At 55.2% G+C, this 19,481-nt stretch carries 17 protein-coding genes; 10 read left to right on the plus strand and 7 right to left on the minus strand.

The annotated features are described in order from the left end of the window. Nucleotides 1–43: 43 nt before the first annotated feature. Nucleotides 44–988, minus strand: a complete 945-nt coding sequence (locus ACYJ11_RS20425; protein WP_461649241.1) for a hypothetical protein — start codon at nucleotides 986–988, stop codon at nucleotides 44–46. A gap of 350 nt (nucleotides 989–1,338) precedes the next feature. Next, entirely contained in the window at nucleotides 1,339–2,223 is an 885-nt protein-coding gene (locus ACYJ11_RS20430; RefSeq protein ID WP_461649242.1) for an IS1595 family transposase, read from the minus strand. Between the two features lie 204 nt (nucleotides 2,224–2,427). Here ACYJ11_RS20430 and ACYJ11_RS20435 point away from each other — a divergent pair, with 204 nt between their 5' ends. Next, complete coding sequence (locus ACYJ11_RS20435) at nucleotides 2,428–2,811, plus strand: hypothetical protein (RefSeq protein ID WP_461649243.1); 384 nt, start codon at nucleotides 2,428–2,430, stop codon at nucleotides 2,809–2,811. Nucleotides 2,812–2,845: 34 nt separating this feature from the next. Here the strand turns inward: ACYJ11_RS20435 and ACYJ11_RS20440 are convergent, their stop codons facing one another. From ACYJ11_RS20440 to ACYJ11_RS20460, 5 genes are all read right to left on the minus strand, one after another. After that, entirely contained in the window at nucleotides 2,846–3,262 is a 417-nt protein-coding gene (locus ACYJ11_RS20440) for a hypothetical protein (protein WP_461649244.1), read from the minus strand. A 63-nt stretch (nucleotides 3,263–3,325) separates the two neighbouring features. Further along, nucleotides 3,326–3,460, minus strand: coding sequence for a hypothetical protein (locus ACYJ11_RS20445; protein WP_461649245.1), 135 nt, complete (start codon nucleotides 3,458–3,460; stop codon nucleotides 3,326–3,328). Between the two features lie 130 nt (nucleotides 3,461–3,590). Further along, on the minus strand, nucleotides 3,591–5,348 hold the full coding sequence (locus ACYJ11_RS20450) for a 5-methylcytosine restriction system specificity protein McrC (RefSeq protein ID WP_336330895.1): 1,758 nt from the start codon (nucleotides 5,346–5,348) through the stop codon (nucleotides 3,591–3,593). Then, a complete protein-coding gene (locus tag ACYJ11_RS20455; RefSeq protein WP_461649246.1) occupies nucleotides 5,345–6,580 on the minus strand; it encodes an AAA family ATPase in 1,236 nt (411 codons plus the stop codon). Before ACYJ11_RS20455 ends, ACYJ11_RS20450 begins: the two co-directional genes overlap by 4 nt. 198 nt (nucleotides 6,581–6,778) lie before the next feature. After that, nucleotides 6,779–7,171, minus strand: coding sequence for a hypothetical protein (locus ACYJ11_RS20460; RefSeq protein ID WP_461649247.1), 393 nt, complete (start codon nucleotides 7,169–7,171; stop codon nucleotides 6,779–6,781). 553 nt (nucleotides 7,172–7,724) lie between these two features. On the opposite strand from ACYJ11_RS20460, the gene ACYJ11_RS20465 reads away from it, so the two are divergent. The 9 genes from ACYJ11_RS20465 to ACYJ11_RS20505 form a co-directional block, all read left to right on the plus strand. Further along, on the plus strand, nucleotides 7,725–8,954 hold the full coding sequence (locus ACYJ11_RS20465; RefSeq protein WP_461649248.1) for a Cdc6/Cdc18 family protein: 1,230 nt from the start codon (nucleotides 7,725–7,727) through the stop codon (nucleotides 8,952–8,954). A gap of 815 nt (nucleotides 8,955–9,769) precedes the next feature. Continuing rightward, nucleotides 9,770–10,225 (plus strand): hypothetical protein, encoded by a 456-nt coding sequence (locus ACYJ11_RS20470; RefSeq protein WP_461649249.1) that lies wholly within the window; start codon nucleotides 9,770–9,772, stop codon nucleotides 10,223–10,225. 7 nt (nucleotides 10,226–10,232) lie between these two features. After that, complete coding sequence (locus tag ACYJ11_RS20475; RefSeq protein WP_461649250.1) at nucleotides 10,233–12,293, plus strand: hypothetical protein; 2,061 nt, start codon at nucleotides 10,233–10,235, stop codon at nucleotides 12,291–12,293. Next, nucleotides 12,290–13,138, plus strand: a complete 849-nt coding sequence (locus ACYJ11_RS20480) for a hypothetical protein (RefSeq protein WP_461649251.1) — start codon at nucleotides 12,290–12,292, stop codon at nucleotides 13,136–13,138. Before ACYJ11_RS20475 ends, ACYJ11_RS20480 begins: the two co-directional genes overlap by 4 nt. Before the next feature lie 2 nt (nucleotides 13,139–13,140). After that, nucleotides 13,141–14,787 carry a hypothetical protein gene (locus tag ACYJ11_RS20485; RefSeq protein WP_461649252.1) on the plus strand — a complete coding sequence of 549 codons (1,647 nt, stop codon included), beginning with the start codon at nucleotides 13,141–13,143 and terminating at the stop codon, nucleotides 14,785–14,787. After that, nucleotides 14,787–18,056, plus strand: coding sequence for a VirB4 family type IV secretion system protein (locus tag ACYJ11_RS20490; RefSeq protein ID WP_461649253.1), 3,270 nt, complete (start codon nucleotides 14,787–14,789; stop codon nucleotides 18,054–18,056). The genes ACYJ11_RS20485 and ACYJ11_RS20490 overlap by 1 nt, the downstream gene beginning before the upstream one ends. Beyond that, complete coding sequence (locus ACYJ11_RS20495) at nucleotides 18,049–18,426, plus strand: hypothetical protein (protein WP_461649254.1); 378 nt, start codon at nucleotides 18,049–18,051, stop codon at nucleotides 18,424–18,426. Before ACYJ11_RS20490 ends, ACYJ11_RS20495 begins: the two co-directional genes overlap by 8 nt. Then, entirely contained in the window at nucleotides 18,423–18,887 is a 465-nt protein-coding gene (locus ACYJ11_RS20500) for a hypothetical protein (protein WP_461649255.1), read from the plus strand. Before ACYJ11_RS20495 ends, ACYJ11_RS20500 begins: the two co-directional genes overlap by 4 nt. Next, a partial coding sequence (locus tag ACYJ11_RS20505) for a relaxase/mobilization nuclease domain-containing protein (RefSeq protein WP_461649256.1) occupies nucleotides 18,884–19,481 on the plus strand: 598 nt, incomplete at its 3' end. The genes ACYJ11_RS20500 and ACYJ11_RS20505, both read left to right, overlap by 4 nt.

A 19,481-nucleotide genomic window follows, 5' to 3' on the forward strand; every position in this document is an offset into this window, starting at 1 on the left:
AGCTTACGGCTCTTTCTCCTGAAGACAAATTCGATTTTGCCGATTATTGGGACGAAATTACCTGCTGATGAAATTGCTCAAGTCTCAAATCAGCCATCTCTCTGACTAATATTCCGGTCATCTTAACACACGCTTGACAGATTTCAATATACCGCCCCATATCATCAATCGGAACCGCTCCCTCTCTCCTAGTAACATAGTGGGACAGGTCATTCCGTGCATTGACAACTGTCTCGATGATTTCGTCTACCAATTCGGGTTCAGCGCGTTCGTACGTTGCTTTGAGATCTCGAAGTACTTCCTTGCTGCTGGTGTTGTCTGGTTCGTGACTTCGGTCAGTGAATTTATTCAAATAAAAAGCACCAACTTCCTCGATAGTTGCTGTGCAGCCCACTGTTGCTACGACGAGGGGTGGGTGTGCCACATATGTGAACACACCGTCATTGTGATTTTCAAATCTATTCTGTTCCATCGTTTTGTAGTGAATCTGTGAAGCCTGACTCAGGCTTTCGTTAATCCAGACCAGCCAAAGATGCGTTTGAGGATGTAACTCGGCAATCTCGATTATTTTTCTGGCATTCGTTAGCGCACTCCGCGCTTGTTCTTCGTAGTATGAAGATTGGCCGAAGGTGGCAGAATCACTCAGCTGTTCCATACGCTGATTTAGTTCATTTAGTTCACATCCTGCTCTTTCTATGATAGCAGCAATATCAGTGATAGCACCGCTAAAACGTACTGGCATGGAGGGGTCGATGACCCTGCCATCTGTTTCTATCCGTCTCTCAATATCTCGGTTATATTGCTCTTCAGCGGCGAAAATTGCTTGCCGAGCTGTTTGGAATATCTTGATAGACGTAATCAGAATTTCAGCATACTCAGCAATTGTCGCATCTGTCGTCCGGACACTAATTGGCTGTAGCTCTCCCTGCCTTTCGAGTTCGGCCATTATTTCCCATCGAGCGGCAAGAATTTCAGCGGTGTCCTGCATCTCATATACCCTTCTCAATTCAATCAGTATATCATTAACTGACTAGGGTTATTTGTTAGTTAGATCTCAAATATAGTTATGCGGCGAAATAGGGGTGCTGTGAAGTACGCAGGTGGAATGGCTACTTCTCGGGTAGGATTAGTGAATATGTATATCTACGGCGGCACCGTCCTCTCGCTGCTAACTTTTCTATTGGGTCTGTTGACCTCAGGTTCAGTGGCGACAGCGATTAGCGTCGTTTTCGAGTTTTATATCAGCCGGGTCGTTCCTTGGCCGCTTGATGAAATACTGCTTGCTGAAACCCTGGTCGAATTAGCAATACGCTCTTGGGTAAGCGATTGTTGGTGGCGTCATAGCGCTGTTTCAAGGATGGTTTTGAGCGCTTCGTCGCCGGGTTTTCGGCGGACGCGTTTTCGAAGCTGTAACGCTCTGAGATAGGGTGTGAGTTTGTCTTTGGAGACACCTCGATGAGGCGAGAGCCACCGTCGCGCCAGCGACGCGTGGCTCTCGCAGGTGTTCACGTGCACGTCTCCATCAGCGTATTCACCCTCTCCGTGGACGACGTACTGGCGGTCGAATGCGTCGTCCTCGTCGAGTGGCTCGTACGCTCGAAAGCCGTCAGTATAGACTGTCAGCGACTCCTCTTTGCGGTCGTCAAGCAGGAGTCGAATCGTTGACTCACCCGCGGCTTTCGCCGGATGAACGTACGTTTCTCCCGTGCCACGGTCAGCGAGGATGAACACTGGTGGCTTGTCCTCGTGATACGTTCCACGGCCGCGCGTGGACAGGCCACGCGAGCGCGACCAGCCGTCGCGCTCGCGGCCCTTCAGTCCGGCAGAGACGTACAGTTCGTCGATTTCGACTGGCCCTTCGAGTTGTGGCCGAGGCGCGTCCAGCGCCCGCAGGAAGCGCTGGACGCGCCGGTAGACCGTCTTGTACGAAACGGCGAGTTCTGCATCGAGTTGCCGAATACTCGTGTTCAGCCGGATATACGTGTAGACGGCGAGATACCACTTCCTGAGCGGTATCGTTGAGTGTTCGAAAACCGTGCCAGTCTTGTCGTTGAACGTCCGGCCGCAATCCTTACACAGATACCGTTGAAACACCCGATAGCTGCCGTACCGAATCGCGGATTCGGCACGGCAGCGCGGGCAATAGACGCCGTCACGCCAGCGAATCTGTGCCAGCAGATTCGCGGCCCGACGCTCCGAGACGAACGTCTTGAGTGGAATCATGCTTCGTCGGGTGGCGCGGCCGCGCCACCCTTGCCCGCTGTGACTTCCAGCTACTGCTCCAACTCACCAACAATCTTCTACGGAAGAGCGTAGCAATATCGCATACTATCACTATTGGGGTGGGGCTGACTGTAGCCACTTCGAAATGGTGGAAAAACGTGTGACAAACTACTATATGCGTGAATAAGAGACTACAACTAAGCAATGGCAGGTCCAGGCCAAATCCCCGGCCGCTACAATCTCATCATTGCCGATGAGTACGAGGCGTTTGACCACCAGATACCGGTCGAGGAGTTCCTCCAGCGACTCAAAGACGACAACGTCCCCAATGAGGTGAGCGTCGTTGGTCTCGCCGACGCCTTCCGAGATGGTGATCTCGCCGTGAACCTTGCCCAAGAGATGGACCGCCGAGCGAACGATCTTGAGTACCAGAGTCCGACCGTACAGTTCGTCGTCGACGGGTCATTCCACCGGAGTGGGAAGACCTACGACCTTCGCGACGGCGAGGAACTACACTCACTACAGGAAGTGTTTGGTCCGCAGTTGGAACGAAAGGAAGACGGGAATTGGCTTCTCGCGCCGTTTTGACTGCTCAGGGTGGCCGTTGTCGACAGGAGTTGCTCTATAGTTTTTCTCTCGTCTGCCGGAGTTTTTCAAGAGTCAAGGCCTCGTTTCGTTGGAGGTATCCCTCAATCTCGTCAGAGGAAATCTCTCGAAGCGCTCGGACTTTCCCACAGGCTCGTGCATCGAATTTCTGTAGGTTCCGATATCTGTGTTTCTTGACCGCGAAGACCCACAGCACAGTATAGTCCAGTATGTCGGTTACTAGAGTCACGTACAGCCGCAGATCTCCCTGTCTGAGTTGTTGTAGTTCTTTACAGTTTTCGTAGCCCTTCTCTATGACGGACTCGGGGACCGGGTGTGAAAGACAGTTGATGATTGCGGTCAGGGCATCATTTGAATCAGTAGCATCCAACCGACCGATTTCTCTCTCCGCTTCTGAGTGAAAAATCGCAACAGCTGTATCGTCAGTAGACAACGAATGCTCTCGGACCACAGTGGAAAATACTGCAACCTACGGTACAGTAAACGTATTGTTACGCTACGAGGAGAGGAACGCGCCTACAACATCGTCGGCGTCGGCAACATCACCGTCTAAACAGTCATCAACGCGCTCTTCTAGTTCATCAGCATGGGAACCGTCTTCCCCATCAGGCCCCGGCTTGTGCTGACTCATTACTACAACGTTGTAGACACACGCTGAAATAGATGTGGGTTCGGCACCCACGTCGATAAATAGGCTGTGGGTCAGTTCCCACGCTGATAAACAAACCGTGGGTAGAGTTTCCCCATTCCGTATACTCCCGTTATAACAGTTTGAATGGGCCTTCCTTCTCCACTTCACCCGAACCATTCACTAAGAAGTAGAGGTCAATCCATTCCTGCCCATCTTCCCGACAGAACACGGGAACACACGTTGTGGCGTGTTCGTATCGGTCGTCACACTTGAGTTCTATTTGCTCTCGCGTCCAATCGCCCTCTTGCTCTAGGTCGTATCGATTCCGAACGTTGAAGGAGTGTTCGTCAGCGGCAGCTTTGAGCACGCGAAGCGAGAAGTCCCGAGTATCTTTGAACGTGAATGGGCCGCTCAACTGCTTTGCCTTGTGAAGATCCGATTCATCGACACCATCAAGACACAGTTTGTTTTCGGCAACGGCTCGGAACGCTTCCAGTTCGGGGACTTCCTTGACGAGTACCTCGTGGAGATACTCGTGGATGACGCCGTCGTACGCCTCCAGGGAGAACTCTTCAGGTGAGAGTATCTGTAGTTCAGCACCTGTCTGTACGACGCGACGACGCTTCGGCTCCAATAGCGGACACAGGAATGCAAGCCGATCAGCATGGAGAAGATAAGCATAGCTGAATAGCCGCGACCGCGACGACGAGTCTTTCACCGGGTCGTGTCCTTCCGCATAGTACTTCGAGTCAAGTACGCTGAGCGTCTCGTCGCCCTCCTGCAGCGCGTGGTCGGGCTGGTGAGAGACTTTCCCCTCATCCTTGAACGGATTGACTGACGGCGACCTGACCGGCGTCACGTCGTCGAGTTCGTTGAGGTGATCGTAGGACTTGATGTACGAGAGCTCACGCTCGATAACGACCTGCGAGTACTGCTCGAACAGCGACTCCATGTTGAGTACGTAGTCGACGACGAGCTCTCGCGGTCCGTCCCGGAGCTGCTGGCCGAGCGAGGACGACAGGATAGCTTTGGAGACGTCGAATGCCTTCCGATAGTACCGACGCTGCTTCGGTAAGTCGTACAGTGAGAGTTGTCGATACTCGCCCATCCGGTCCAGCCCGCTCCCAACGCCCATACTCTCTAAGCGCTCGACCTCCCGGTGAACTTCCGAGAAGATACGGTCGTGTGCAGGGTGGTCGTGCTCAGCGGCGTTCTCCCGGAACAGCCGGAGGAGCGTCTTCCCTGCATAATGAAGCAGAGAGTTTGCGGCATTGTTGTACTCGGTCTCGTTACGTATCCAATGTGGCTCCAGATTCCCTCGTGCGTGGTTCATGAGGGTCTGTTCGACATCGATTTCGCCACGGCCATCGAGACTGTCGATCCGACGGATGATGAGATCCCGAATGTACCCGTTGCGCTGGATCGTCTCCAATCCATCGAGATAGTTGATTGCCAGCACGACGAACACGTCGTCGAGGTGAATATCGTCCGAGAGGAAATCCTGCAACGGGATGCCGTGGTATTCAATAGAACGGTTCTGGTCGTAGACCGCCAGCAGCATATCGAAGATGTACTCCCAATCGATCTTGGGGTCAACCTGAACCTTCGACGACGGCGTCAGGCTCACCACACCGATGATGTCTGTGGCTTCGACGTGGAGAACCTCGTCTTCTTCTCCGTCGACCGTTACAGTCACGACCTGATACTCTTGATCGTCATCGAGGGCTGCCTGACTCTTGGTGTAGACACCCGGACTCTCGCGCGTGAACGACGCTCGACGAAGCTGGTCAGTGATGGATGATGGACACCCCTCTATCCGAATTTCGCCGCGCTCGGGGACGTTGAATGTGTCCTGCCCGTACTGATACACCTCGTCGACAGTGCTCATGATTCGTAGGACCCCATCTGCCGACGTTCCTGTTCAAGTTCGCGCTCTGCGAGCTCCGCCGCCGGCGAGAGGTCGAAGTCTTCGAACTCTCCGTTCAGTGCACGGTAGTGTTCTGCAATTCGCTCGACCTGTGGGAAGGCTGCGGAATTCAGTAACCGAGGGACAATATACGTCCTGAAGGCTTGCGCGACGGCGTCAGTCTGGTCATGTTCGTACTCCCCGCCCTCTCGGCACCCGACACCGAGGAACACGGCGACATCACGGTAATGCATTGGTCCGAATCGCATGATTGAGCCCTGAGAGGTCGATTCGTGTCCGTGGTTGATACCTTCATAGTCACGTTCGAACAACCGGAGGATTTCGCTATCCTCTAAGTCGGTCTGCTCGCTGACGTGCGTGGTGATCCAGTCTTTGAACAGTTGCCTGCGCTTGCCCTCCTCATACTCGTCGAGTTCAATCATCGCAAACCGACGGGTGATGGCGTTGTCAAGCTCATTGACTGTCCGATCGGACATATTCATCGTGCAGATGATGTTGACCCGCTCGTCGAGTTCGATGGTGTCGCCCTCATCGGTCTCAAATATCGTTTGGTGAGGGTTCTCGATGGCAGTGTAGAGTGGGCCGAAGATTTTGGAGATATCTGCTCGGGTGATTTCATCCAAAATAACGCCATACTCAACATTGAACTCCCGAGCGCGTTGGACGGCTTCAGAGACACAGCCAAGTTTGGTTCGATAGCTCAGCGAGTCGCCAGTATAGTCGGGACTGATACCCCCAATAATGTCTGAGGGCGTCCAAGACGGAGTGGTCGTGTGAAGTGCGTAACCGATTCCAGTCTCACGCGCAAGTTGTTTGGCAAACGTCGTCTTGCCCGTCCCTGTCGGACCATAGAGAACAACCGGCTTCCCCGCTTCGAGAGCTACTTTGGCGTTCCGCATCACGTCTTTTGGAACTAGGATGTCTTCCGGCGTTTCGTCGCCACGGAGACTGACCACGCGTTTGAGACGGTCGGAGGCAATCGGAGACTGCAGGACTGCACGTCGGACCGCACCAAGTCCTCGCTGCCCGTCATGACGGGTGTCCAGCTTTTCTTTTTCGATGAGGTACTTGAGTACCTCTTCATTCTTTGCATGGTTGATAGCGTCGACGACATCATCTTCAACACGCCGTAGAATGTCTATTTCTTCTTTCGCATCATCAACTGAGTACGTATCGTCAGAAGTAGTAACCATTTACATATAACTTCTAATGGACAGTTATAAAATCACATACTACCGTCGTACATCAGTTTGGCACATCTGAGATGTCATATGTTGCAGTCGATAGTAATTGATCGGTTCTGTCTTCGACGCTGACGCTTTAGAATGGTCGTGATTATCGCGCTAATCACAACCGCGTAGAGGGAATCATCCAGATCGACGGGTTGCTCTCTAGTTTGCAGAATTGACGAGCGAAGTCTGGGTCGTCATCGGGTCGGGATCAATCTCCAGCACGACCGATTTGGGGGGTTGGTAACGCACTGATTCGGCCCCGTCGGTCAGCCGTTCCAGCGTCGTCCCCCGCAAGTGAGCGATCAGCGACAGCACCGGCCTGACATCTGGATGCAACGCCAGCCACTCCTCAAGTCGATCAGCGCGTCCAGTCACAGCCAGCGTCAATTCATCGCCGTAGTTGATCTTCCGATGCCCCAGATCATAGAGAACTTCGGCGATGACAGCCATTTCATCGGAGAACACCAGTCCGTAGGCGTCGATGTCCACGTCAGCGCTGGGGGTAGAGCCTGCGAACTGCTGCCCTCGCCACCGAATGGCAGCTAAATCCATCCTTATGATTTGGGACCCCCGCCCCCGGGTGTTTCCGCGTAAACTCTAGATAGGCAAGACAGGCTAAATGAGAATAAACAAGATACACATATAAATACAGGAAAATACTAGAAGAGATATTTAATTCTAGAGAGAGCAGAAAGCTGATACAGAGGTTTGAAACGGATAGCAGACCGTTTCTCTCTTTCTTCTACTCTAGGCAATAACTAGCTAGAAAGAAAGAGATATAATAAACGTAAGAAACAGGAGCTGATTCAGTTTATGCTGATAGGAAAACCCGCGTTAGAGGGCATTCTTAATCGCAGTATCGCCAATAATCCTCTCCTGCCGAGACTCATTATGCTCTTCCGCACCTCACACCATCTATAGAATTACGCGGAAACACCCGGGCCCCCGGGGAGGATATCTTATCTTTGTCGTGGTTGATCTGCTTGACCAGATTTACGCGGAAGCACCCGGGGGTTGCAGAAATACCTGTACCGACCGTAGTAGGCGAACCAACCGATACGTCCGAACACTTAGTCTTATGTGCTTGGGGTGAAAGAAGCACCGTATGTCACGGACGTTTGAGCGCGGCTCTCCGATATTCGAGGATGAACGTCCTCTCACAGATGATTGGGATCCAGAGGAACTGCCCGAGCGTGATGAAGAACTAGGGCAGATCCATAATGCGCTCGCACCTGCGATTCGCAATACCGGTGTCGGTCCACACAATATGTTTCTCTTCGGTAAAACGGGACAAGGGAAAACAGCAGGTGTCGAGTACAAACTTGAGGATCTCGTCGCAGCTGCCGATGACGCAGGACTGAATATCACAACAACTCAATACAATTGTGCCGGTGACTCATCTTCATACCACGTATTGATCAACCTTGTTGAGCGTCTCACTGGTGAGAATCTGAACGGGCATCCAATGAGTAAAATCACCGATGCATTCTTCGATGCTGTGAGTGACATTGGTGGAACGGTTATCATCGTATTGGACGAAATCGATAACATCGGGACCTCAGATGAAATCTTGTACTCAATCCCTCGCGCTAAGTCCAACGGTAATATCCCCGATGATATGCATCTGAGTGTTATCGGCATTTCGAATAATTTTAAATTCCGTGACAATCTCTCTCCAAAAGTCAAGGATACCCTGTTTGATGAGGAAATTCACTTCGCACCGTATGACGCGAATCAACTGCGATCTATCTTAGAGCGGCGCGCCGATCAGGCATTCAAAGAGGGTGTTTTAGAGGGTGACGTCATTCCGCTCTGTGCCGCGCATGCAGCACAAGATAAGGGTTCGGCGAGGCAGGCACTGCGATACCTGTACAAAGCCGGTGAACTGGCGTCGAACACCGGGAGTGATGTCGTCACCGAAGAGCATGTGAGGACGGCACAGGAACGCATTGATCGAAAAAACATCGAAAAGGGAATTCGCGAGATGACGATGCAGGATCAACTGTCGCTAACAGCTGTCGTCGCACTAGAGGTAGAGGGCCAGAACCCAGCGAAGACGACCGAACTCTACGCTCGATACAAGGATATCGCTACGGAGATCAAGGCGGACATTCGAACCCAACGGAGCGTCCGCGACCACCTGCTTGAACTTGATCTGATGGGGGTTGTCAACGCGACAAAGAAACAAACCGGCAATCGTGGTGGCCCTCACTATGTTTTCGAACTTGGCTCCGACCTCGGGATGACACTGGATATCCTCTCCGAAGACTCTCGACTTGGCGACGCTATTGATCTCATCACGACGAACCGGTCAATCGAAGAATATCTTGACTGATAAGACTACGCGGAAACACCCGGGGGTGTAGTTTGCGGAGTCGTTAGTCTGGAAGGCGAATTACGCTATTAACGCCCAACATTCGGCCCTATTTGCCCATCTTTCAATTTACGCGGAAACACCCGGGGGCGGGCCGACCAATACTGAATACTCTATCCAGACAGGTAGTAGTTTTCCGGATTGGCCGGCACATCATACTTCGACTTCATTTCTTGTCCCCAGTTCCCAGTAGCAGCGTCTGCCGTTGATCTGCTTCGTGATCGTTGCTTTCGACGAGACATTGTCCGTGAGGTCATTCGACTGCTCGTCAGCTTCCCACCTGGATTCTATTCAACTTCGGCTTCGTGGGCTTTGCCCTCCCCAGCTGTCGACGGGGAGAGGTCCCCGTCTCGTAGGGCCCCGTTGAGCTGTTCACCTATTCCAAAGACAAAATCTAGGTCTACCTTATATATCTTATCATGTAAGCAAAGTGGTACTACTTTCGATTTAGTTACCAGCTATATAGACTATATTGTCTAGATTTGTATGATATAAGAAATCCTATATTATCTCCGATTTGCCGTCCTTCTTCTATCCTGAGGATGCATTAAAAATCAAGCAATGGCGAGGGCACAAAGCGCCCGATATAATACGAAAGTATTATATAGAGATAGAGTTTGTTTGTCTCACAAGTTTTTAGTTAACTCCAATGTCATAATCTGCTGCCAAATCCAAGATAGGGTTCAACAATAGTATTAGAAATCTAACACAGAATCGGTAGCGGATTACCGGTGGGGCATCGGTGGGCAAGCAAGAAACCAGAACCAGAGACATCCATGTCAACTCAAACCAACGCATCGAACGCATCGAACACACAACCAACACTCTACACTCACGCGAAGCGGCGATTCGCTGACGCGTGGCTCACGCCCGGCGTGCGACAGGCGACCCAACTGCTGTTGATCCTCACGCTATTTGCTGGCTCGGCGATGGGCCAGACCGACGTCGGGAACATCTACTGTGATACTGCTGTCGAGGATGGCGTCAACGTCGTCTTTGGCGCGCTGGCTGGTCTTGGCCTGCCAGCGACGATGGTGTTCGTCGGTCGCAGTGGCCTGTCGTATATGCGGGCTTCTGGCAACCCGAACCAGCAAAACGAGGCTCGCCGGGACCTCATCCTCTCGCTGGTTGGCCTCGGCGTCGTCGTACTGGCAATCGTGGCTCCGGAACTCATCACGAAGTTCGGGGACAACGTCGGCTTCGGCTTCTCGGACTGCGTGACGCCATTCTGAAGATACGATGCCACCACTCCGCTCACTGCTGATGATCGCGGCCCTTTGCTCGCTGCTCTCGACAGCCGCAGCTGCGGGGCCGGCGTCCACTGGCAGCAACCCAGCCCAGATTGAGCGGGGGACGGCACACTCCTACACCGACGCGAGTCACGGTGGCGTGGGGATACTCCAACAAAACGCCACCGCGCCGAATGGCTCCAGTAGGGAGAGAACACAGACGAATCGCACTGACAACAACGACTCCAGCGTCCGAGACTCAGTAGGCAACGAGACAGCAGGCAACGGAACCGAGGGCAACGAGTCCGTTGATCGAGGGCCAGCAGCGAACCAGACAGGCGTGAATAGGTCCGTCGAACTCGGAGCAAGGCAGAACCTCAGCGCGAAAGTCTCGTGCTACGAGAACGCCTCGGACCCGCCGGCCAATGCCTCTGTCGGGGACAACGCGACAGCAGGCGTTGTGCCCCCGAACCGGTCCTACAACCACAACCACACGTTCTTCCGTGCGCTGTGGTCCGGCGACCCTGACCATCCGAATCTCACACGGGCTGACCGGGCCGAGGCTGAGAACGGCACGCTGGCCGTCCTCCCCTCATGCACGGGAGATATGGTGTCTCGCGAGCCATCGAACACAACGCTGTGGAACCGGCCCGAACACGACTCGTTCCGGACTGGCATCGAGAACGCCTCCTACCCAGTAAACGTCACGGACACTCGCTCTGGACTCTGGATTCGTGACGCCTACGTCGCGGTCTTCAGCATCGAGCCATCGACGGTCGTCCATAAAAAGTCGGGTACGGAGCGTCTGGTCCGCCCGAACGGAACCGTTCGTGCCATCCACGACTATCGAGTATTCATCTCGGAGTTCTTCGAGGACGACTTCCGCGTCCTGAACACGTCGACGAACACGACGCTGTACGCCAACGGCACTGCGATGGATAACAGCACTGCCGCCCAGCCCACGCTCAACTACACGGAGATCAACGGGACCACCGAACTCCAGTTGGTCACGACGATCTCGACGAATCTCTCGGAGATAGGCGATGACGAGATTGACGAGTACGAACTGACGGTCACGGACTCGCGGACGGTCCAGGTGGAAAACCTCTCCGAGCGGGAGATGGTCGTCGAACCCGGTGTCGTCCCCAACGGCAGAGGGGCCACGACCGACGACTATCGCATCGGGACTGTAATCCCCGGCAGCTGGCAGAGCGTCCAGTTCGATGGCGGATACGAAGTCCAGAGCAAGTGGCGGTTCTATACTCGCTCACCGCCCGGGTGGGAAAACTGGTCGGAGAACACGACGACGCCAGTGCGACCGCTCGAAACCCACGCTGTCCGAACGACGGAAGGCCCGGCAGTCACGGTCAACCGCGTCCAAAACGAGAGTTCCGACGGCTGGCGGTTCGTCCCATCGCTCGAAGCGACGTATCCGGTGAATGCGACTGCAAACACGACGGCAAACGCGACCAATAGGACGACGCTCCCGCCGGAGATTCGGATCAACCGTTCGGAGACGTTCACGACGGCAGATCGGTTCACGATACGGAGTGCGGAACAACTCCGGACGGAGAACTTCGAAATCAACGGGCTCGTCCGTGGGAACAGCATCGAACAGCCAGCGGACTCGACGAACCCGACGCTAATCCGCGAGGTCAATATCACCTCTGAGGTCGTCAACTCGACCGACAACTCGACAGACCTGCTGGTCCGGGTCGAACCGACGGCTGGCTTCCCGATTGCGGCAGGGAACGTTACCGTCGCAACGGGTCAGTCCCGAGTCGAACGGTCACTGTCTGGCGATGATGAGATTACGGTCACCGTCGACCAGGGTGAGGTCTCCTCTGCGATAGTCACGTATCGCCCGGCTCAGATCTGGTGGGAGCAAGGGCGTGCTGTCCCGGTACGAGACACCCAAGAGCGGGTGGCCTACGAAGTGAACCTCCCAGACTTTGCGGAGTTCATCGACCTCGCTGTAGTGACGCTCCTGACGTTGTTTCCAGCTGTGCTGGCGCTGTATGGCTACGACGTCTGGACGAGAGGCAAATTTGTTGGTTGGTATAATCCATGACACACAAGACTATACCACGAAACAGCAGTATCGACCGCAGAACAGTGCTTGGACTCCTTAGCGGGGGTCTTGCCGCGCTTGCAGGCTGCAGTGGCGGGCTGTCTGATGACAGCGGCGGAGACGGTGGAAGCGCCGGCCCGCCAGAAGAGCAGTCCGACTACATCGAAGAGACGTCGATTGAGATTGTCAAGAACGGCCGCCAATTGGCTCTGGACGTGGCTGTGACCGATGAGATCGAGCCCTCATCGGTCAGCATCATCACAGAGTCCGGTCGGGAGTTCGTCAGCGACTATTTCAGCCCCGGTGAAACCCGGACACGCCTTTCGCTAACAGAGGGCGAGGACTCGAATGAACCGCTGCCTCGGGGCCAGCACACGCTCTATCTCCGTGGTGACGACGTCGAAACTAAACTCCCACTCGAACTTGGCACCACGTTTGAATTTGAAGAAGCCGTTCCCGGGACTGAGCATGAAGAGATCCGCGACGATAGCTTAGGGGTAGTTATCCGGAATGTGGGCCAGCGAACCGGCGCAGCAACCCGGACAATCCTCAATGGAGAAAACAAAGACAGCGATCCGTTCGAACCAATAGAGCCGGGTGAAACCGGTATTGTTGAATTTACTTTTCTCCTCGCCAACGGCTCACAATGCGTAAAAGTCGAAGAAACGACTCTAAGAGAGGAGGAATTGACTGTTGGATTCCTCTGGAGTGACCCGGTTATCGTCATCCAACCTATCAAGTATACTGACAGGTTTGACAGCACCGGTAACGGGTGCAAACGAACCCTAGCTGGTGAGCCAGAAGAGGTCACCACAACCCCGACAAAGACGGAGACGGAGGCGTAGCAATGCAGTCGGGATTTGCTGGAGATGTCGTGAAGGAAATCGCTGAGAGGCTGGTTGGAGAACTCTCATCGGCAATCGCGTCCGGTATCCGCGGCTTCCTCGATAACCTCAGAACAGATATAGTCGGGTATTTGGAGGGGTTTTTCGAGAGCATTATCGACCCGATGGTGCGGACGCCTGCTCCTGAAGGGCCGAATTCAGCAGCCCCCGTCGACATTGCGTTCGAATCTGCGAGTAATACCCCGTGGAACTCGTTAATATCGGGCATCTACTTCGACGGAATCGTTGGGTTGGCACTCGGACTGCAGTTCATCGTCTTGGCGATGATCGGGCTCAGGTACGGGTCGATGAACCCGGTTATTCGGAAGAAGCTTCTTCGCCGACTCGGAGTTGCCTTCCTTTCGCTGTTCTTCTGGCTCCCAGTGGCCTCACTGGGGACGCAATTCTTCGATGCTATCGGAAAAGCAATCTACCGCTCCGGTCAGTCGAGGACTGAGATCGCCGCAATGATCGGTTCAGTTCAAGAAATCGCTTCGTTCAGCCTTGGGATATTCGTCGTCCTCATCATTGTCGGACTGTACGTCTACCTCAAGGCGGCGTTCATCTTCATCACCAGATGGCTGCTGGTCTTCCTGCTGACGCTGTCGATGCCACTGGTCGCGACATTCTGGGCAGTGGAGGTCTGGCCGCTGAATCGCTTCTCGGGACTGGCGAAACAGGTCGCCGGCGCGTACCCGGGCGTCCTCGCTGCGGGCATCCCGCCTGCGATCCTGATCCGCATGAGCTTTGAAGCGACAAACTGGGGACTTCCCTCTAAGTTATCGCTGTTCATCAGCCTCGTGACGCTGTACTTGGCGGCGAAGTCCCAGAAGGTCCTCATCCAGCGGAGTAGCCGCGTGGCAATCCAAGTCAGCGAACAGGCACTCGCCGGCGGCAAAAAGCCACTCAAGATCGGTGCGGCGGCTGGTGGTGCAGCGGCGACAGCCGGCGCTGGCGCGGTCGGTGGCCCCGGCGCAGCAATGGCGACGGGTGGCACGATTCGAGCTGCCTCAGGCGCTGCAAAAGGGCGTGTCGGCAGTGCTGCCACGGGTGCTCAGATGGTCCACCGCCAGATGGCAGCCAACCCCGCTGGCATGAAGAGGGGTTCCAGCAGCGGCCCCAACGGCTCCGGAGGTGGCGGCAACAGTGGCTCCGGCGGCGGTGGCTCCGGTGGGTCAGGCGGTTCCGCTCCGCCTTCTGGCGGCGGCAGTGGCAGCAGCGGGTCTGGTGGCTCTGGTGGCTCACCACCCTCTGGCGGGTCCAGTAGCTCATCTACCGGAAGTCCCCTCAACAGCCGATTCACCAACGGTGGTTCGTCCAGCTCGTCTGGCTCGTCTGGCGACTCCGAGAGCGACGACACCCCGATTAGTGAACGCCAGACGAAGATGGAGCGCCAAACACAGATCAACTCTGGCGATACCAGAGTGTTCGAATCTGAGGTTGACCCGCCGTTCTCCGACGACGACTTCGACGAGAACGATACCGAGACCACGGAGTCCGATGAGTCCGAGTCGTACGACTCGCTCAAGGATGTGTTTGCGACTGATGACGATATATTAGGGCCGGATGTGTACCGCGACGGCCTGCCTCACAAGGAGGATGACGACTAATGGCTGACTCAGAAGAAGAAGAATACAATACGAACATCATCCACGAATCCCTCGGAGATTCGACCAACTTCTGGGGTGACTACACGCTGGGGGAACTCATCCTGTTCCTCATCCCGCCGTTTGGCTTCCTCGTCGCGATGGGAATGCCGTTCGTGCCAGCGGCGCTGTTCTTCCCAACGTTGGCTCTCACAGCGGTTGTGGAAGTGTTCCTCTACATCCTGCACAAAGTCCGGCCAGATCACTATCGCCTGACTGAGTGGCTGCGGGTCAAACTGTTCTGGCTCGTCAAAAAGAAGCAGTACACTCACGGCCAAGGGAATCAGGATACCCGGCAGGTCACGCGACTAGAGCGGGTCATGCCCCACGGCATTGAGCGCGTCGACGGAGCGTATGTCGGCGCGGTCGAGGTCGAGCCCGCCAATATGTCGCTGCAGGACGACGAGAAATGGGACAAAGCCGTCACATCGCTCACACGCCTGTCTGAATCGCTGACTGGCCGGGCGAAACTCCACGTCACGACGGCCGAGGTCGACAACGAGTCTCACATACAGGCACACGTCGACCGACTCGACGACCCCGACGCGGAGAGCCATTCGATCTTCCGGGGCGTCCTCATGGAGTTCGTCAACCGCTACATCGACGACAGCGGGAATGTCGAGACTGAGACTGAACTCCAACGCAAGTACTACATCGTCGTTTGGGTGACTGACGACGACATTCACGACCTCCAGATGAACAGCGACTCCATCGCGGATTACCTGACTGGGATACCGGTCATTGGGCGGCTGTTCACTCGATTCGACAGTGACACGCTCACTGACGCTGAGCGAGAGGAATTCAAGGCGAAGAAGCTCCACGACCGGCTCGAAACCGTCGACAGAGCAGTCAACAATATGTTTCGGTGCCGTAGCCGGTCGGTCAGCCCCCACGAACTGGCGCACTTGACTGAGGACTACTGGGCCTGTGAAACGCGGTCCGAGCGGGAGTACGAAGAGGCGGCCTCCGTCTCTCCGGTGACGTACTCCGCTCGGGAACTCATCAAGCACGGCAAGGGTGCCACAGCCCATGACGCTGCGGAGGGCATGGACACCGACGACGTCGGTGGGACCGACTACGAGGTTGACGAGACCGACTTCGTCTCCCAGTTGCATAGGCCGGGAGAGAACCATCGGTCACTGGTTGCGCCAACAGATATCGAGTGGGAAGCCGACCACGCCCTCATCGACCAAGAGACGTACACCCGGTGCTTCTGGATCGAGACGTATCCCGAGCATCCGACCAGTGGAATGCTGGAGCAACTGCTATTGGATACGGACCTTGCCGTCGACGTCTCAATCCACATCGACCCATACGACGCTGATACAGCAGTGTCGGTGATGAAGGAGTGGATCTCCTCGCTGAAGATGCTGCAAAACGACAAGGGGGAGCTGGAAGCGGAGGATATCGAACAGGAGGTCAACCAAGCGAAGTACATCCGGCAAATGGTCCGGCGCAACCACACGTCGTTGTTCCGTGTCGGGGCGTTCATCCGACTGACCGCTGAGACCGAAGAAGACCTCCGGAAGCAAACGAACCGGCTCGAAACGCTCCTGCGAGACTCACCGTCGAACTGCGGGGTCAAGCGAACGACCCGCCGGCAGGAAGCAGGACTGGTGACTGTCTCGCCGATCGGGGCCAACGAACTCGGACAAAACCGACTCTCCTCAATGACCGGGGAAGCACTCGGGTCGCTGTTCCCGTTCTCGTCGAACTACCTCCGGATGGAGGACGGCATCGAGTACGGACTGCACGGACACAACGATTCCTCGCTGTTGATCGACCCGTGGGAACTGGAAACCGGTCACTCGGAGCTGGTCACTGGGATGCCCGGTGGCGGGAAGACGCACGGTACGCAGGCTCGGGCGATGCGGATGCTGAAAAAGCGGTCGGACGTCAAGCAGATCTACATCGACCCGGTCGGGGATATGCATGGCAGCGCGAAGATGCTGGATGCAAAGACAATCACGATCAGCGGCGAGACGCCGCTGAACCCGTGTGAGATGCATCCGACGCCGCCGCATGTCCTCGAACAGTCCCCGGATATGCAGCCCGTCTCCGCCAAGAAAGACGAAGTGTACGGGGTCATCGAGAACTTCCTGCAATCCCGGGATGTCGATCTGGAGATGCACAGCGGCCTCATCACGTTCCTGATCGACAAGATATTCACTGAATCGGATATCGACCCAGCGGACCCGTCGACGCACACGCCGGAGAACTCGCCGGACCTGAGTGACTTCCTCGAAGTGGTCGACCGTCTCCAGGAAGAGCCAGAAATGTTCCCCGGAGCGACGACGGAGTCCTCCCAGCAGAAAATCCAGCAGTACGCAAACGAACTCTCGATTGCGCTGCATCCGTTCCGACCGGGGAGTACGTTCGGCAACCTCTCGAAAGAGTCGGACCTGCGGCTGATCGACGACAGCAGCAAGGCCGTCTATCTGGACCTCCAGCAGGTCGAAGGCTCGGGCAGTGGCCTCGGCAAGCAGTCGTTCATCATGCAACTGCTGTTGTCGACGCTGTACCAGCAGGCCAAGAATATGCAGCAGAAGGTCGAGATCATCATCGACGAAGCTCACTACCTGTTCAACGACGACGCAAATCTGGAGTCGCTGAACCAGATTGCTCGCCACCAGCGCCACGCCGGACTGCGACTGGTGATGCTGTCCCAGACGCTCTCGGAGTTCGAGGACAAGGGCGCAGCCGAGGAAATCGCAGGAATGTGCCCGATCAAGGTGCATCACCGCGAGCCAGAGCTAGGCGACGAGACAGCAACAAGCGCTGGACTGACGGACGAACAGCAGTCTTACATCCAGCACGCCGAAGCCGGCAAGGAGTCACTGGGTGACGGTCAGGGCTACTCGCAAGCACTGGTTCGCGTCGACGAACACGGAGACTACCCGCTGACGATCAAGACGTCGTGGGAGGAAAAGCAGATCATTGACCTCGACGCTGACGCGGAAGATGCGCTCGACGTTGTTGCTCACGAGGCTGACTCCCGCGCTGCTGACTTCGAAGAGTTCGTACGCTCGAAGGCAGTCGAGCAAGAGTTAGCGAATCGTGGATTGTCCCCGGAGAAGGCTGAACACGTCCTCAACGGACTCAGCGAAGACGAGTTGGTGGACGTGGTGTCTGTAGCACTTGACCAGACACAGCCAGAAGCAGTTGTCGCTGACGGTGGTATCGAGACAGAGACTGATGCGGAGTTCGACACTACGGAGAATTCAAATGAGTAACGTCATCTCGATTCGATTGAACCCAGAACAGGGAGAACAGGTTGTAAAGCAGGCGCAGAAAGCAGATGAAAAGCTATCGGAGTACGTTCTGAAGGCTACGGAACAGCGCATTGACCGTGAGTTGAAAGAGCAACGAGCCAACGAATTGAATCTTGAGTCGGAACTTGATGATTTAGCAGATATTGTCGCAGCAGAGGTTGACGGAGCAACAGACATTGACACGGATCAGGAACTGTTCTACTCGGTCGCTCTGTGGGACTTAATTTCCTCTGAGTTCCCGGCAGACAAGCGCGCTGCTGCGATGGAAGGAGCGTCGGAGAAAGTCCAAGAAGAGGTTGAAAACATCCGAAACAAGGAGGGTCAGGAATGACTGAGAGAGACACTCTACTCCAGATTTACACCACCGAAGCGTACAAAGAATGGTTTGACCAGTTGGCTGACGATGAGGGGACATCTACCTCGAAATACGGACACGAGGTTATTGAGGAACACATTGACCGGGAAACTGGGGAGAACCAGTATCGTCGGTACAACACTGACACGAGCATAGAGCTACTGCTGGAAGAGGCACAGCGCGAGGTGAAAGAGCTGGTAGCGGAGTTTGAGTCTGGAACAATGGAGGAGGTGAAGACCATTCAGGAGGTCAGAACAGCATACACCATTGCGATCTGGAAACTGCTTCAAGATGACTACTCAGCTGAGCAGCGACGGCTTGCGCTGAAATTTGCTGGTGAACACGTCGGACAAGATCCGGGTCTTGAATCGAGAGCCGAAGGCGACTCTGAGTCAGATGCCTCGACTGCTGCTGAATCGGCAGGTGAGAGTGCATGATGCTGAAAACAGATTACCGAGAAGGTGGTGCAGGGAATCTCGTTGATTACATCCGGCGCGACCGGGACCAGGACGCCGGCGCGACAGTTGACCTACGGAATCCCGCTGGTCGAGAACTGTCCGATTCAAAGGTGAATCGGTTTGTCGACAAGAGCCGTGAGTTCGGATTCCAGCGGCACATGATCGTCTCCCCTGATCCTACGGGACAATATTCGCCAGAAGAAGTCCGTGCCAACACTCGGGACTTCATGAACAGTGAGTTTGCCCAGCAGCCGACGACTGACTACGTGTATGGGGTCCACCGAGACACAGAGTTTCCCCACGCACACATCGCGGCGACTGGCGAGCGCGCAGAGTTGGAGATGGATCGGGAAGATATCCGAGAGTTGCGCGAACAAGCAGCGACCGCGTATGAAGAGCCCTCCCGGACGAGGGACCCAACGACTGCCGCTCGCGATGCTCCGGAAGACATTGGCCGGGTCGTGGATGAAGAAGCACGGGAGCAGTACCACGAGGCAGAACTATCGCTGAACCCCGAAGCAGAAAAAGCGCTCAAGCGGGCGACTGAGAAGAGTCAACAGAAAGACGTCGGAA

The organism is Haloarcula sp. H-GB5, assembly GCF_054850705.1.